16 protein-coding genes are annotated in these 15,897 nt (G+C 29.4%); all 16 read left to right on the top strand.

Features of this window, described 5'->3' with window-relative positions; all coding sequences use genetic code 11:
- Positions 1-126: 126 nt before the first annotated feature.
- The 16 genes from PZA12_RS18125 to PZA12_RS18050 all read left to right on the top strand — a co-directional run bounded on the left by PZA12_RS18125 (position 127) and on the right by PZA12_RS18050 (position 15,781).
- Positions 127-681, top strand: a complete 555-nt coding sequence (locus PZA12_RS18125) for a ubiquitin (RefSeq protein ID WP_103698016.1) — start codon at positions 127-129, stop codon at positions 679-681.
- Positions 674-1,354 (top strand): response regulator transcription factor, encoded by a 681-nt coding sequence (locus PZA12_RS18120; RefSeq protein ID WP_103698017.1) that lies wholly within the window; start codon positions 674-676, stop codon positions 1,352-1,354. The genes PZA12_RS18125 and PZA12_RS18120 overlap by 8 nt, the downstream gene beginning before the upstream one ends.
- A complete protein-coding gene (locus PZA12_RS18115; protein ID WP_103698018.1) occupies positions 1,347-2,609 on the top strand; it encodes a sensor histidine kinase in 1,263 nt (420 codons plus the stop codon). The genes PZA12_RS18120 and PZA12_RS18115 overlap by 8 nt, the downstream gene beginning before the upstream one ends.
- Before the next feature lie 263 nt (positions 2,610-2,872).
- Entirely contained in the window at positions 2,873-3,322 is a 450-nt protein-coding gene (locus PZA12_RS18110; protein ID WP_103698019.1) for a flavodoxin family protein, read from the top strand.
- 220 nt (positions 3,323-3,542) lie between these two features.
- Positions 3,543-4,634, top strand: coding sequence for a leucine-rich repeat domain-containing protein (locus PZA12_RS18105; RefSeq protein ID WP_103698020.1), 1,092 nt, complete (start codon positions 3,543-3,545; stop codon positions 4,632-4,634).
- Between the two features lie 199 nt (positions 4,635-4,833).
- The gene (locus PZA12_RS18100; RefSeq protein WP_103698021.1) at positions 4,834-5,352 is read left to right on the top strand and encodes a GNAT family N-acetyltransferase; all 519 of its coding nucleotides are present in this window, start codon (positions 4,834-4,836) and stop codon (positions 5,350-5,352) included.
- A gap of 42 nt (positions 5,353-5,394) precedes the next feature.
- Positions 5,395-5,769 (top strand): hypothetical protein, encoded by a 375-nt coding sequence (locus PZA12_RS18095; RefSeq protein WP_103698022.1) that lies wholly within the window; start codon positions 5,395-5,397, stop codon positions 5,767-5,769.
- A gap of 168 nt (positions 5,770-5,937) precedes the next feature.
- Positions 5,938-7,083, top strand: a complete 1,146-nt coding sequence (locus tag PZA12_RS18090) for a glycoside hydrolase family 113 (RefSeq protein WP_103698023.1) — start codon at positions 5,938-5,940, stop codon at positions 7,081-7,083.
- Positions 7,084-7,436: 353 nt separating this feature from the next.
- Positions 7,437-8,396 (top strand): ketopantoate reductase family protein, encoded by a 960-nt coding sequence (locus tag PZA12_RS18085; protein ID WP_103698024.1) that lies wholly within the window; start codon positions 7,437-7,439, stop codon positions 8,394-8,396.
- Positions 8,397-8,419: 23 nt separating this feature from the next.
- Complete coding sequence (locus tag PZA12_RS18080) at positions 8,420-9,712, top strand: B12-binding domain-containing radical SAM protein (protein WP_103698025.1); 1,293 nt, start codon at positions 8,420-8,422, stop codon at positions 9,710-9,712.
- Between the two features lie 251 nt (positions 9,713-9,963).
- Positions 9,964-10,827, top strand: a complete 864-nt coding sequence (locus PZA12_RS18075; RefSeq protein WP_103698026.1) for a damage-control phosphatase ARMT1 family protein — start codon at positions 9,964-9,966, stop codon at positions 10,825-10,827.
- Between the two features lie 16 nt (positions 10,828-10,843).
- Positions 10,844-10,978: a hypothetical protein gene (locus PZA12_RS18070; protein WP_271813349.1), complete on the top strand. Its 135-nt coding sequence runs from the start codon at positions 10,844-10,846 to the stop codon at positions 10,976-10,978.
- A 203-nt stretch (positions 10,979-11,181) separates the two neighbouring features.
- The gene (locus PZA12_RS18065) at positions 11,182-12,042 is read left to right on the top strand and encodes an NADAR family protein (RefSeq protein ID WP_103698027.1); all 861 of its coding nucleotides are present in this window, start codon (positions 11,182-11,184) and stop codon (positions 12,040-12,042) included.
- 321 nt (positions 12,043-12,363) lie between these two features.
- On the top strand, positions 12,364-13,272 hold the full coding sequence (locus PZA12_RS18060; protein ID WP_103698028.1) for a 4Fe-4S binding protein: 909 nt from the start codon (positions 12,364-12,366) through the stop codon (positions 13,270-13,272).
- 162 nt (positions 13,273-13,434) lie between these two features.
- Positions 13,435-14,739, top strand: a complete 1,305-nt coding sequence (locus PZA12_RS18055; RefSeq protein ID WP_103698029.1) for an O-acetylhomoserine aminocarboxypropyltransferase/cysteine synthase family protein — start codon at positions 13,435-13,437, stop codon at positions 14,737-14,739.
- Positions 14,740-15,130: 391 nt separating this feature from the next.
- Complete coding sequence (locus PZA12_RS18050) at positions 15,131-15,781, top strand: ABC transporter permease (RefSeq protein ID WP_103698030.1); 651 nt, start codon at positions 15,131-15,133, stop codon at positions 15,779-15,781.
- The last annotated feature ends 116 nt before the right edge of the window (positions 15,782-15,897 follow it).

Genomic DNA, 15,897 nt, shown 5'->3' with positions numbered 1-15,897 from the left:
AGATAACGGCTGCACGCTACTACACTAGGTGCCCCTTGTGGGTATAAGTTCAACTAAATTCAGCTGGAGTATGCTCCGCCTGGAAAGTTTCACTTTATCCGATAGCTATGGATATGGAGGGTTACTATGGAAGATTATAAGCTTGTAGAAAAATTAAAAAACGAAGCTAATATAAGTTATGAAGAAGCAAAAATTGCGCTTGAGCAGTCAAACTGGGACATTTTAGATGCGTTTGTTTATTTGGAAGAAAAGGGTAAAGTTCAAAAGCCCTCTGTTAATATCTTTTATACTAATGAATATAAGGAAAATCATAAAAATGGCGTGATAATTAATAATAAGGATCAAGGGAATAATTATAATAATTCAAAAAAGGATAATACCTTTGAAGGAATTTTTGTAAAAGTATGCAAAATAATAGATATATGCAATAATATTTTCTTTGAAATAAAGAAAGGTAATAAAGTATTTCTTAGGATTCCTGTTACAGTGATTATACTTTTATTAATATTCTCCTTTGGTATTGTTATTCCTTTATATATAGTAGGCCTTTTCTTTGATCTTGAATTTTCACTATCAGGAAAAAGGAGAGAAGTGAATAAGATTAATCATATATTTAAGTTAATATCAGAAAATATTAAAAAGATAAAAGGTAAATTAAAGAGGGGATTTAAAAATGGTTAAAATTTTAATTGTTGAGGATGATGAGAAGCTTGCAAGATTTGTAGAGTTAGAATTGTTACATGAAGGATATGAAATCTTAAAAGCGGACAATGGAAGATTAGGTCTTGAAATAGCTGAGAAGGGTGAAGCAGATTTAGTACTTCTTGATATAATGATTCCGCAAATAAATGGATTAGAAGTATTACGTAGAATTAGAAAAAATTCAGATTTGCCTGTTATAATGCTTACTGCAAGGGATGCTGTTATGGATAAAGTATCTGGACTTGATGCAGGAGCAGATGATTATATAACAAAACCTTTTGCAATAGAAGAGTTATTAGCAAGAATAAGAACAGCTCTTAAAAAGCGGACTGTTATTGAAAAAAGAGACACAGATATAATAAGTTGCGGATTATTGTCTTTAGATAAGATGAGACATAAGGTAATGTATGATAATACAGAAATAGAATTAACAAACAGAGAGTTTACTTTACTAAAAATTTTATTGGAAAATAAGAACATAGTATTAACTAGAGATGTACTAATGGAAAAAGTATGTGGCTATGATTATATTGGAGAAACTAATGTAATAGATGTTTATATAAGATTTTTAAGAACAAAAATAGACGATGCATTTAAAACCAAGATAATATCCACAGTGCGTGGGGTAGGATACGTTATTAAAGATGAATAAGGTTAATAAATCAAAAAATGTTACATCTATTGCAATAAAATTGAATTCTATTTTTGTAAGAAAGCTATTTTCAAAGTTTCTTTGGATTGATATATTTTTAATACTCTTTCTTATTGGATATTGGTGCATTGATTTGGAAATTAATTTCTATGGAGAATTTTTGTTAAATGCCAAAAGAACATTTGTCTTTTTTCCCATAGAAAGTTCCACATATACAGTAGTTTTTGATAACGGTAAAACTATGATTAAAGATGCAAGTAGTTATTTATATATAATTCAAAGGGTAGCTCAATCTATAGCTATTATAGAGGGAATATTTTTATTAAAGGAAATCATCTTTGGAACAATGAAAATTAGAAGGACGCTAAAACCTCTTGATCAAATAGCTGAAACTGCAAGCAGACTTAGTAATATGACATTTGATGAAGAAAAGTTTCAAAATCTTGAGGAGGCAATCTCTAAAATTAGTCCTGTAATCTCAGATGAAAGAATATATACAGGGGATAGTGAGCTTCATGGATTAGAGGAGGCAATAAATAATCTTTTGGAAAGAATGAGAGATTCTTATAAACAACAAGCAAGGTTTGTTTCTGATGCATCCCATGAACTTAGGACTCCAATTTCAGTAATTCAAGGTTATGCTAATATGCTGGATCGTTGGGGAAAAAATGATGAAAGTGTATTAAACGAGTCTATTGAAGCCATTAAAAGTGAATCTGAAAATATGAAAAATCTAGTAGAACAGCTGTTATTTTTAGCTCGAGGTATTAATGGTAAAACACAGATTAACCCTAAAGAGTTTTTACTAAATGATATGATGAATGAAGTACTTGAAGAGTCGAAGATGATAGATGAAAAGCACATATATAAATACTATAGTTCGGAAGAAATAATAGTTCAGGGTGATATTGGTTTACTTAAGCAGGCAGCTAGAATATTAATTGAAAATGCAGCTAAGTACACTGAAGAAAATGAAGTTATAATGCTAAAAACAGGAATAAATGAAAAAGGGGAACCTTATTTTTCAATTCAGGATAATGGTATAGGAATGGATGAAAAGGACATACCACATATATTTGAGCGATTCTTTAGAGCTGACACAGCAAGAGTTAGAAAGAACGGTGGTACTGGGTTAGGATTATCTATAGCAAAATGGATTGTTGATGGACATAAAGGATATTTCTCTGTACTAAGCAGAAAAGGCATTGGTACTAGGATAACAATATTTTTACCTGGCAGCTCGATAAATTTTTAACTGAAAGTATAAGTGAAGAAGGATACAGAAGAAGATATTTTAAAAATAAATCTATATAATAATATTTAAATTAAAATACTATTAACCACAATGTATATGTTGCAAAAATAATTCTTCATTATAATTCTAAAAATATTACAAGAATTTTAGCCGTAATTGTAAAATGTGCATTGTGAATTGTAATATATATGAAAACAGAACAAATGAATATTTACAAAATATGTTATAATTGGTTTATAATATATTTTGAGGAGGATATTAATATGAAAGTTTTATTAATCTATTCATCTATACATCATGGCAATACGGAAAAAATAGCAAGGGTAATGGGCGAATCTATAAATGCTGATATAATAGAAACAAGAGATTTAAAGATAAATACATTAAATGAATATGATCTAATAGGTTTTGGTTCTGGAATCTATTATGGGAAGTTACATAAAAATATTCTTGAGCTAATTGACAAGTTACCAACTTTGTCTAATAAAAAAGTGTTTGTTTTTTCTACGAGTGGACAGGGTAAAACCAAATATAATGATTTTGTTGAACAAAAGCTAAAAGAAAAAGGGTTTAATGTTGTTGGTAGCTTTGCATGCAAGGGTTATGATACTTTTGGACCATTTAAATTAATCGGTGGAATCGCTAAAGGTAGGCCAAATGATAAGGATCTTCAAAATGCAAAAGATTTTGCTAAAAAACTTATATCTTTATGATATTTTATCATTATGTACAAGCAAAAGTGGATAACAAATTGAAATATCACATTTAGAAAATGTGGTATTTTTTTATGCAGCTTTAAAGTGTGACAATGCGAGTAGGATTATTATATTTATTATAAAGGATTAAGAGATTTATAGACAATTATTTATAGGAATGGTAAAATTTAATATATTATTAATATTTATTAAGTTTTAGGGGATATAGGAGAGAAATATGAAAAAATTAAAATTAACAAAAGTAATAGCTAGTACATTAGTAGCAGCTTCAGTATTGGCATTAAATCCAATAGGAGCAAATGCAGAATGGAGACAGGATGCAAAAGGCTGGTGGTATACAGAAGGAAACTCATGGGTTGAAGGTTTCAGAGTAATAGGTGGGTATTTATATTTTTTTGATTCAAAAGGATATATTGATCATGGTAAGCCGAATGATTTTGGAGATAAAGTTGGATTAAATGATGATGGTCAATTTACAAATGTCACAATAAATGGGGCATGGGCTTTTTGCAAATTATCAGGTGAAATAGTAGCATATCTAGGTTCTGACAGCAATGTAGTAATTCCAGATAAAATTGATAATGTTGCAGTAACAGGTATAGGTAATAAGGCATTTTATAAACACAATAATATTAAAACTATAATTATTCCTAATAGTGTAACAAACATAGAAGACTCTGCATTTTATGGCTGTGCAAATTTGGCAAGCTTAAATATTCCAACAAGCGTTCAATCTATAGGGGAAAAAGCATTAATAGGTTGTAGTAGCTTAGCAAATATATCTGTAGATGATAATAATATAAGTTATAAAAGTGTTAATGGAGTGTTATATAGTAAAAACGGAACTAATATACTATGTTATCCGGCTGCAAAAGTAGATAAAAATTATACAATTCCGAGTGGTGTAATAATTATAGGAGATAGTGCGTTTAGTAAATGTACAAACCTAACAAGCATAGAAATTCCTGATAGTGTAAAAACCATAGATTACAGAGCATTTGAAGGGTGTATAGGCTTAACAGAGATAAAAATTCCTGATAGTGTAACAAGTATAGTAAATAGTGCATTTATCGGATGTTCAAACTTAACAAGTGCAAACATTCCAAGTGGTTTGACATCTATAGAACCTAGTATATTTGCAGGTTGCACTAACTTAACAAGCATGACAATTCCTAACAGTGTAACTCAAATAGGAATGAGTGCATTTGGTGGATGTAAAAATACCAACTTTTATGTAAAGAGTGAAGCAATGAAACAACTTTTACGTAGATCTGGTGTAAATCAAAATAAGATTGTAGTAAGCGTTTAGTCATAAACAATAATTAAATAAATAATCTTATAGAGTGGCTTAAAGCTGCTCTATTTTTATAAACAAAATTTCTATTTCACATATAGAGTATTTATGAGGTAAGGTATAAAATGATATTTAAAAATTTAGAAGTGTGGTGTTTAGAAGATATGTTATAATAAGTGAAAGAAAAAATAGTGATTTGTGGAGGAGAAAGACGATGGTTAGGGTTGCTACTGTAGATGATATTTTGGAAATAGAAAATATATATAATGAGATTTTGGATTATGAAGAACAAACAGTGTCTTATACAAATTGGCAAAAGGGGCTTTATCCAACAGTTGATTATGCTAGGAGTGCTATTGATAATAATACAATGTTTGTTGGTGAAGACAAAGACGGAATATATGGATGCGTAGTACTTAATAGTATTCAACCCAAAGAATATGACAATATTTCGTGGGTTACAAAGGCAAAACCAAGCGAAATTATGGTCATTCATACTTTGTGTATTCGACCTTCTGCAAGTGGCAAAGGTAAAGCAAAAATAATGATGGAATTTATTGAGAAATACGCTAAAGAGCAAGGATATAAAGTTATTCGCCTTGATACTTATGAAGGCAATATCCCAGCTGCAACGCTATATCCTAAGATTGGATATGTTTATGTAGGTACAACAAAATTTCATTTTCAAAATGTGATATGGGAAGATTTGAAGTGTTTTGAAAAATCATTATAGTAAAAAATATAAACCAAAAGGATATTTAGGAGGTAAAATTCCATGGAAAAATACACAAGAGAAGAATTGGTAGATGCACTAAAAGTTGTGTCTTCAACTATTAATAATTGTGAAAAAGCGAAGCTAAAATTTGCAGAAGGCACCTCACAACATACTCTTCTTAAAAATAGGCTAAAAGCTCTATATATTTCAAAATCATTAATAATAGATGAAGATATTGTGGATAAATATACAAAAGAAGAATTAATGGAAGCACTACCACCAGTAGCTTCTATTATCAGCAAATGTGAAAAAGCTAAACTAAAATTTGAGGAAGGTACATCTCATCATACTCGCCTTAAGAATATCATAAATGCAATGTATATTTCAAAATTGTTAATAACAGATGAAATTAATAAAAGAGAGAGCAAGATTTGATATTATTTTCATATGGTGGAGCAATCTGTAAAGCTTACATAACAAATAAAAATGTTTTTTGAATTGACTGATGTGTTACCTTAAATTGTGTTATAATAGGAATATATTTACAAGGGTGAATGTTAAATAGAACTTATAAAAGCACAAAGTTAGGGGAGAAATAAATACATGAAATATATAAACAATTGCAAAACAGTAGACAAACTGAAAAATATAATTTTTATAGCAATTATTTTCATCAGTTTTTTTATTATTTCATCTAATGTACAAGCAGCAACTCTTACAAATGATCAAACATCAAATTCTAAAATCGGATGGACAATTGATGGGAAGAAGATTAAATCAGGTAGTTTATCAACAGACTATAATACTGAACAAGTGCTAAATGATATAAATAAGTTTCAATTGAATACCTTAAATATACCTGTAATGATAGATATTGATAATATTTCTTCGAGTAATATGATAGTTGATAAAATAAGTGAAGAAAAGGCAATTGATTTAATTAAACAATTGAAGAATACAAATGCAAATATAAATGTAATATTAGAGCCATATCCTTGGATAGAGCAGGGGACAAAGGCTGAAACTGAATGGAAACCTAATAACATGAATGCTTTCTTTTTAAATTGGAAAACCAATATATTAAAGACACTGATAACTGATATTGCAGTGCCATATAATGTAACAGCCCTAAATATAGGAAGTAATCTAGTTAACATGGAATCAGAAGAAAGCAATTGGTGTGATATTATAGATTACGTTAGAACATATTATAAAGGATTGGTAACATACAGAACAAATAAATGGGATACTGCTTCATGGGCTCCTGACAGTATTACTGCATATAATAACAAGTTAAATAATAAGTTATTTTCAAAAGTTGATTTTATTTCTATAGCAGCTTATTTCGAACTTACAAATAATCCTACAAATACAGTTGGAAATCTTACAAGCGCAATAGAAAATTCTCAGATAGATTTTAATGGACAAGTTAGACACCAAAATATAAAACAAGAAATAAAAAACTTCTATGATAAATGGAATAAGCCTATTTTCTTTGGAGAACTTGGTTTTCCTAAATTTGATTACGCATCATATGAGCCATGGAACTGGAATCCATATAAGAATAATGGCATTAATAACGTTGAGCAAGCCAATTGTTTTGAAGCCTATAGAAGAGCGTTTCAAGACGAACCTTGGTTTTTAGGATTTTCTATATTTGCAGTGGGTGAACAAAGCAATGACAAACATTATTATCCAAGTCAAGAAAGTACAGAAGTCATAAAAAAATGGTATAGCAATGGGCAATAAATTATTGTATACAGTTATAAAAATAAATAGTAAATTGAAGTATCACGTATCATATGATATGTGATACTTTTTGTTATAGATTCAGTTAAAAGTTACGTTGAAGAAGAGGTATAGACAATGGCAAATAAAACAGAAAGTATAATATTTAGAAGTCTAATAATGTTATATTGTTAAAAAATGCTATAATAGAAATATAATTGCAATAGATTTATAGAATCTGCTTTTATGGCATGTAATGAAAAAGGATCATTTTTTGATTACTGTAATGTTAGTTATAGCTAAATGTTATTTGAAGATTTAATAGTGCGGCGTCTATAGTGAGAAGCTAATATATTATGAATGGGGGAATTTACATGAAAATATTAGTTTATGGAGCTGGTGTTTTAGGAAGTTATTTGGCTCATGTATTGATACGTGGAGGCAATGATGTTACATTACTTGCTAGAAACGAACGTTTTAAAGAATTGAAGAACAATGGACTTGTTATTCGCCATTATATACAGTGTAAAACTACCACTGACAAAGTAAAAGTGATAGATTTTCTTCCTTCAAATGAAGTGTATGAAATAATATTTGTGGTAATGCAATATACGCATTTAAATTCAATATTACCGTGTCTTTCAAATAATCAAAGTTCTAATATTATATTTGTTGGTAATAATGCAGATCCCCATGCAATTAAGAATTATATGCTAAAAAATAGCTGTAATGAAAAAAATATTGCTTTTGGGTTCCAAAGTACTGGCGGAAGACGTGAAAATGGAAAAGTTATTTGCGTGCGTATAATCGGACAAATGGAGTTAGGTGGACTAGATGGTAACTTATCATGGAAAAACATTATAGATAGAGCTTTTAAAAACACAAAATATAAATTAACTTATTTTGATGATATGGATTCGTGGCTTAAAAGTCATATTGCTCTAATTATGCCTCTTTGTTATGCTTCATATGCATGTGATGGAGATTTACATAAAGTTGCTAAAAGCAAAAAACTTTTAAATCAAATTATAAAAGCAATTGATGAAGGATATAAAGTATTAGAATCACTTGGTTACTCCATTTTACCTAGAAATGAAGAAAATTTTGTTAGAAAGAAATCATATATGTTCTATCTATTATTGAAAATTACTATGATAACACCTATGGGAAGACTAGCAATAAGTGATCATGCTATGTCAGCAGTTAATGAGATGTTCATGTTGAGTGATGCATTCAATATATTAAAGCAAAAATCAAATATTTCAACGCCAAATTGGGATGAACTCCAAAGTCATTTAGAAAAAAATCGTAACAAAGAAACATGCATCAACTGATAATAGATATGGGGGGGCTTGGTATGAAGAAAAAAATACTTTTAATAACACCTGAGAATGAGGAAATAAATAGATTTAGAAAAAATCAATTTAACAATTTTATTCAGATAACTATGCTTTACTTAGCAGCTTTCATAGATGAAAATAAATATGAAATAACTCTAGTTGATGAATATAATCAAAGAGTTCCTTTTGAAGAAAAATTTCATCTGGTTGCAATAACGGTAAACACATCAAATGCTGCCCATTGTTATGATATATCGAAGAAGTTTATGGATAAGAATATTAAAGTTGTAATGGGAGGTCCTCATGCAACATTATTACAAGAAGAGGTAAAAAAACATTGTGATTATATAATGGTGGGAGAAGGCGAAATTATATGGCCAGAATTTTTAGAAGATTTCTATGAGGATAAAGCAAAACCAGAATATATTTGCGAAGAAGTACCTAATCTAAAAAATATGCCAATAGCAAGAAGAGATCTAATTCATAAAAGATACTTTACAAAAGGGGCAGTTATTTCTTCGAGGGGATGTCCTTATAATTGTAGTTATTGCAATTTAAAGCAAATTTATTGTGAGCCGTTTAGAACAAGGCCTATTAAAGAAGTTATTTCTGAGATAAAGACCATGAAAAGTAAGTTTTTTGTATTTTGGGATGATAATTTCTTTGGGGATATAAATTTTGTGAAAGAATTACTGATAGAATTGAAAAAAATTAATAAAAAGTGGGCAGCACAAGTAACGCTAGAGAGATGTAAAGATGATGAATTATTAAAATTAGCTAAAGAGGCTGGCTGTGTATACTTTTTTGTAGGAATAGAATCTTTTTCACAGGATAGTTTAGGAAGCGTAAATAAAGGTATAAATGATGTAGATAAATATAAAAGCATGATAGATAAAATCCATAATAATGGAATTTGTGTACAAGCAGGAATAATATTTGGATTTGATACAGATAAAAAGGATGTATTCAAGAAAACTCTTGATGCCTGCAATGAGCTAGGAATAGATGGAGCTACTGTAAGTATATTAACTCCTCTCCCTAAAACACCAGTATATTCAAAGTTAAAAGAAGAAAATAGATTAATAACAGAGGATTGGAGCTATTACAATGGAAAAACTAGAGTAGCTTTTATTCCTAAAAATATGAGTGCAGAAGAGCTGTTTGAAGGCTATATGTGGTTTAGGAGAGAGTTTTATTCTTTAAAATCTATTTATAAGAGAATAAGAAAATCTAAAACAAACATATTATATAACTTAATTGTAAATTTAGGATATAAGATAAGTCTTAACGGTACAAAAAATAATTTTTAGTATATTAGAGAATTCTTTAAAGTAACTGGTTTATATGAATTATGAAGTTTGTTATAATTTAAACTTTAAATTATTCATATATCAATTGGGTTAATAATCAAAAGATAGGGTTTAGAATTATAAATGAAATACATTTTTTATAATTAAACAGAATGGTATTTATAAGATTTACTATCATTAGCTAAAAGATAAATTGTAATTTGTAGGGTAGTTTAAACTGCTAAATTATTTAGAAATAAAGAGGTGCAATTATGAAAATACATTATAAATGCTTGCCGTGTATGGTCAACCAAGTTATTAAAGTGGCAAATATTACAGGGGTTAACAATAAGGAAGAGTTATTGAAGGAAGTTTTTACATATCTCAGTAAAATGGATTTTGAGGCAACTACACCAGAAATTATTGGAGAAATTTTTGGCATGATAAAAGAACATACTAATAATCAAGATCCATATAAAGAAACTAGAAATTACTATAATACATTATTTTCAAAACTGTTACCTGAATTTGAAAGGAAGATTGAGCAAGATGAAAATTCGTTTCAATTAGCAGTAAGGTATGCCATTGTTGGTAATATCATAGATTTCAATCCTATTCACAATACATTATTAGAGGATATATTTGATTATTTTGAAAAAATGGAGCAGTTAGAACTTGCAATAGATGATTCTAAAGAGCTAGCGAAAGATATTTTAAATTCAAAAACATTATTATACTTAGGTGATAATTGTGGAGAAATATGTATGGACAAGATTCTTTTGAAAAAAATAAAAGAACTAAATCCTAATATTAAAATATTCTTTGGAGTACGAGGTAAACCTGTTGTAAATGACTCTATAGCTGAAGACGCATATGCTGTAGGAATTGATGAATATGCAGAGGTTATTGATAATGGGGATGGCTCTCTTGGAACGGTTCTAGATAGGACAAGTCATGAGTTTAAAGAAGTCTATAAAAAGGCTGATGTAGTAATTGCTAAAGGGCAAGCTAACTATGAATGTTTGAGTGAAGAAAAGAAAAAGATCTATTTTCTTTTAATGACTAAATGTGATGTTATTGCAAATGATATTGGTGTTCCGGAAAAGAAAATGATTTGTATGAAAAACAAATTATAATTACAGGAGGTGTGTAATGAGTAGTCTAATAGTACAAGCAATCCTAGGGATTATATTTAGAATTTTAGTATTAATCTTATGTGTGCTAGGAATATATGCTCTTGTCTTATTAATTAAGGCTATAAAGATCTATATTAAAAAGAATTCTTAGTTCTATACATAAATAAGATAAGCATTAATCAAGAAAGATTTAAAGATATCCAACTGAGAGTTTATCAGCTTTGAGATAAAGGATAATATAAATTTATATACTAATAATGGAGAACAATGAGGAAAAGTCGCTAATGCAATTGATGAGGAATTAGTTAGTGATGTTTTATTATATAAAAGCAGAGATGTAAGGAGAAAGATATTATGGAAAATAAAAATGGAAATCTATTAATGGCTCCGCTATGGTTAATGTATCCTGAAATCCCAAATGGAAGTATTGGATGGAGAATGGGATATGGTGAAGGATATGCTATAGATTTTTACCTATGGTTTAATAAATTAGAAGAGGATGAGAAGAAAAAGTATAAAGAAATGTTTCCAGAGCCTAAAAGATGGGAAAGAGAAGATAATATTTATGAATACAATAATTATTGGACATACACTTGGCAAAAAGATGGCAAGCCTGAATATGATTTAAATGACCTTATTTCAGATTATAAAGATAGAAAGAACTTGGAATATATTTATTTCTGGGGGCATCATCCTAAAAAAGATGGGGGGATTACAAAGTCTTGCTTTAGCCAGTGGTGGAAGAGCAGGTTCAATATTGGACATACTGAATATTTATTTATGGAACAATATATGATGGCAGAAAAAGCTAGATTTTTTGGAGACAAAGAAATAGAAGAAAAAATTATGAATAGTTATGATCCTAAGGAAATAAAGAGCTTTGGACGTAAAGTAAGAGGTTTTGATGAAGAAATTTGGAATAAAGCTAAATATTCAATTGTCATAAATGGAAATTATAATAAGTTCATGCAAAATGAAAGATTAAAAACATTTCTTCTCTCCACAGGGGATAAAATATTAGTAGAGGCAAGTCCATATGATAATGTATGGGGAATACAAATGTCTGAGGAGGATGTTAATATCAAAAATCCAGAATTATGGCGCGGGGAAAATTTACTTGGATTTGCGCTAATGGAAGTTAGAAATGAAATAAAAAGAGTATGTAAAAATAGCAATATGATTGATTGGGTTTCGTTGCATAAGAGATATAGTTAATGTATCCAGATGTATGGCATATTCATTTTATAAAGTAAATTCTAACCAAAATTTTTATTGACAAAATATAGGTTAGAGAATATACTGATAAAAAAAAGTAATCGTATAAAATTAGTATGAATTAAAAAATAAATATAATTATAATATATGCTTAATAAAAATAAATAAGAAATGATTGACTAGAAAGCTAGAGATCGTAGAAATTTAGGGTGGTTAAGTCTTTTTTGGACTTTTACTGCTTAGGGAGTTTTGCGATCTTTTTTGTTTTATTTTAGGCAATAGGCACTATCAAAAAAATTATTTGGCTGTGGGGATGTGTTTATGGATTTACAAAATTTTATTAGGAAATTTCAAATACCAGAGGTGGCTTATCCGTTCATCAACAAGATATTTACTAAAGAAGAAATTGAATTTGTAGATAAGATGGATAAGCATGCATTTACTAAGAAGGATATAGAGAAAATTATATATGAAAATTCAGAGGCGTTTATAAAAAATAGCTATAAAAGAGGTGTTATTTCACTTGTAGATGAAGAAACATCTACATATAAAATAGCAAATTTTTATAGTAGATTAGATATTTTTTCAATATCTGAGCAAGAGGTTTATAGAAGCATTCCAAAGGAAGAGCAACTTGCTATGGATGCCTGGTATTTTAAGGCTTATTATGATGGGCTAGATCTTGATTTTAGTGTAAGGCCTACAGAGGATGAAATCTTACCACTTAATAAAGTGTTAGAATTTATTGATACTCAGGATAGACCTGTTTATCTAAATTACTGTGATTGTAGAAGCCTTAGAGGAGAATGTGGAAAACCAACTAAAACCTGTATTACGTATAGAAATGGAATTAATACATTTGCACATAGAGGTTTATCAGAAGAAATAAATAAAGAAAGAGCAAAAGAAATAGTAAAAAATGCTGATAAGAAAGGTCTTATGCATACAGTTAATTCAAATGGTATATGTAATTGTTGCGGAGATTGCTGTTATTTATTTAGAAGCCAGGAGAAAAGAAATAGCAGTGGATTTTGGCCAAAAACAAATCAAATCATTGAACTTGATTCAGATAAATGTATTAAGTGTGGCGCTTGTATAAAAAGATGTCATTTTGATGTATTTACTAAGGTTGATGGAGTAATAAAAACAGATATTTCAAAATGTGTAGGCTGTGGAATTTGTTCAAATTCGTGTCCTACAAAGGCGCTTAAGTTACAGGAAAGAAAATAATATGCTTGAAGATACACCATATATTTTGAGTTAACAAAGAAAGTGCTTTTGTTTATATAGGGAGCGATTAAATAAACATTGAGTATTAAGTATGGTTCAAAAAGTTTAGGAATACGGTTTGATATATTTTGAATGTGATTAAATTAAAAGAGAGGGATTAAAATGAGTTACGAAGCATATAAAAATAATCAGTTAGGTTTTACTACAAGACAATTACATGCAGGTTATAATCCAGCAGAACATTATAGATCAAAAGCAGTTCCAATTTACCAAACAGCAGCTTTTGAACTTGGGGATTTTGAGAGATGTATTAGATTATTTGATTATTCTGAAGAAGGTCATTCTTACGTAAGATTTTCAAATCCAACTAATACGGTACTTGAAAGAAGATTAGCATCACTTGAGGGAGGCATAGAAGCAATTGCATTAGGTTCAGGAATGGCAGCAATATCTAATACTTTTTTGAATATCGCAAAATCAGGGGATGAAATATTAGCTGTTAATACTTTATATGGAGGAAGTACAACCTTATTAAATAGCATTTTACCTGACTACGGAATTGTTGGAAGGTTTGTAGAAGATGAAAATAATATAGAATCATACAGAAAAGTAATTACAGAAAAGACAAAGGCAATTTATATTGAAAGCCTTGGCAATCCTGGTATGAATATAATCGATATTGAAGCTGTAGCTAATCTAGCTCATGAACATGGAATACCATTAATTGTTGATAATACTTTTGCAACACCGTATTTATTAAGACCATTCGAATATGGAGCGGATATTGTTTGCTATTCTGCAACTAAATACCTTGCAGGCCATGGGACAACAATTGTAGGAGCTGTAGTTGAAAAAGGTGGTTTTGATTGGCTAAATGGGAAATTCCCTCAGTTTGAAAAATTTTATGATGAATATAAAGATACGATAGGTAAAGATGTTTTGGATAAAACCATGTTTACTAAGAGGCTTAGGATCAGATATTTAACTGATTTAGGTGCACACTTAAGCCCAACTAGTGCGTTTTATTTATTGCAAGGAATTGAAACTTTATCTTTAAGAATGAGAGAACATGCAGCTAATGCGCAAAAGGTGGCTGAATTCCTTGAAGGTCATCCGAAAGTTCTTTCAGTGGCTTACCCAGGACTTAAAAGTAATAAGTATCATGAGTTAGCTAAAAAATATTTTCCTAAGGGTCCAGGCGCAATAATGTCTATAAGATTAAAAGGTGGAATAGAGGCAGCAAGAAAAGTCCTTGAAGAAGTTAAAGTATTTGATTACATGGTAAATGTGGGAGATGCAAAATCACTTATTGTACATTCAGCAACATCAACTCATTTTGGACAATCTAAAGAAGAAAGAGAAAAAGCAGGAGTATATGATGATACTTTAAGATTATCAATAGGAATTGAAGAGGCAGAGGATTTAATAGCAGATCTTAAGCATGCGCTTGATTCAATAGATGAATAGAGAACATTAGATAATCAATATTTTTATATAAATCAAACTTATGTTCTGGGAACATAAGTTTGCATGGAAATATGTTATATGATATAATTATTGGAAGAAAAGAGGAAAGTTTCTAATAATTAATGATAGACTAAGCAATCAAAGATAGATGAACAGTTACAAATTTTATTCAATAATTACAATAATAATTTTGAATATGTCGTATATACTTACAAAGATAGGAATTATATATTATTATCTATTAAGCCTAAGCACAATTCAATGTATCTTTGACTTAGGAGCCGTATAATATTTTTTTAGGAACGTTAATACTTTTAATCTTTTTACCAAAGGTTTTATAAGAACTTAAAAATTTTAGGAATTATACTTTTTCAACAAGGGAAGTGAGAATATGTGGCAAAATATTATAGATTATTTTCAAAAGGATATGAATAATTATTTGCAGGCAATAGGGCAGCACTTAGAAATAAGTTTACTATCCTTATTTGTAGCAGCGATTGTTGGGATTCCCTTTGGAATATTATCTAATAAAAATAAAGTTTGGTATAGATGGGTAACAACTTGGTTTAATACTCTTAGAATTATTCCGAGCTTAGCTGTTCTTATAATGTTTATTCCTATTGTAGGAACAGGTGTTAAACCAGCACTTATTGCATTAGCATTACTTGGAATACCACCGATATTATTAAATACAGCACTTGCCTTTAACACAATTCCTGAATTTATGATAGAGACTTCAATGGCAATGGGAATGTCAAAAGCACAGAGTTTTTGGAAGGTAAAGGTGCCATTAGCTGCACCTCTTATGCTAACAGGAATTAAAACTGCAATGGTTGAGATAATTGCTAGTGCTACCCTTGCTGCTTATATTGGTGGCGGGGGAGTTGGGAACATTATTTTCACTGGATTAGGACTTAATAGAGCAGATTTACTTCTAATAGGTGGTGTTACTGTAGCAATTCTTTCAATGCTTGCAAATGTAATTATGTTAGGTTTGGAAAAATATCTGCTTAGATATAAGTATATTAATTCGAATATATAGTTTTAAGTCGCTTAATGATTATAGATTAGTGAAAGTATTAAAGAATCACATATGAGCTTTAGATAAGCTCATTAAAAGACAAGTAATAAAGATTAATTTAGATTGGGGAGTGATAA

The sequence above is a fragment of the Clostridium beijerinckii genome (genome assembly GCF_036699995.1).
In the GTDB taxonomy this organism is placed as follows: Bacteria; Bacillota; Clostridia; order Clostridiales; family Clostridiaceae; genus Clostridium; species Clostridium helianthi.
Note: the sequence above shows the minus strand (reverse complement) of the source record. Positions and strands in the feature narration are given on the sequence as shown.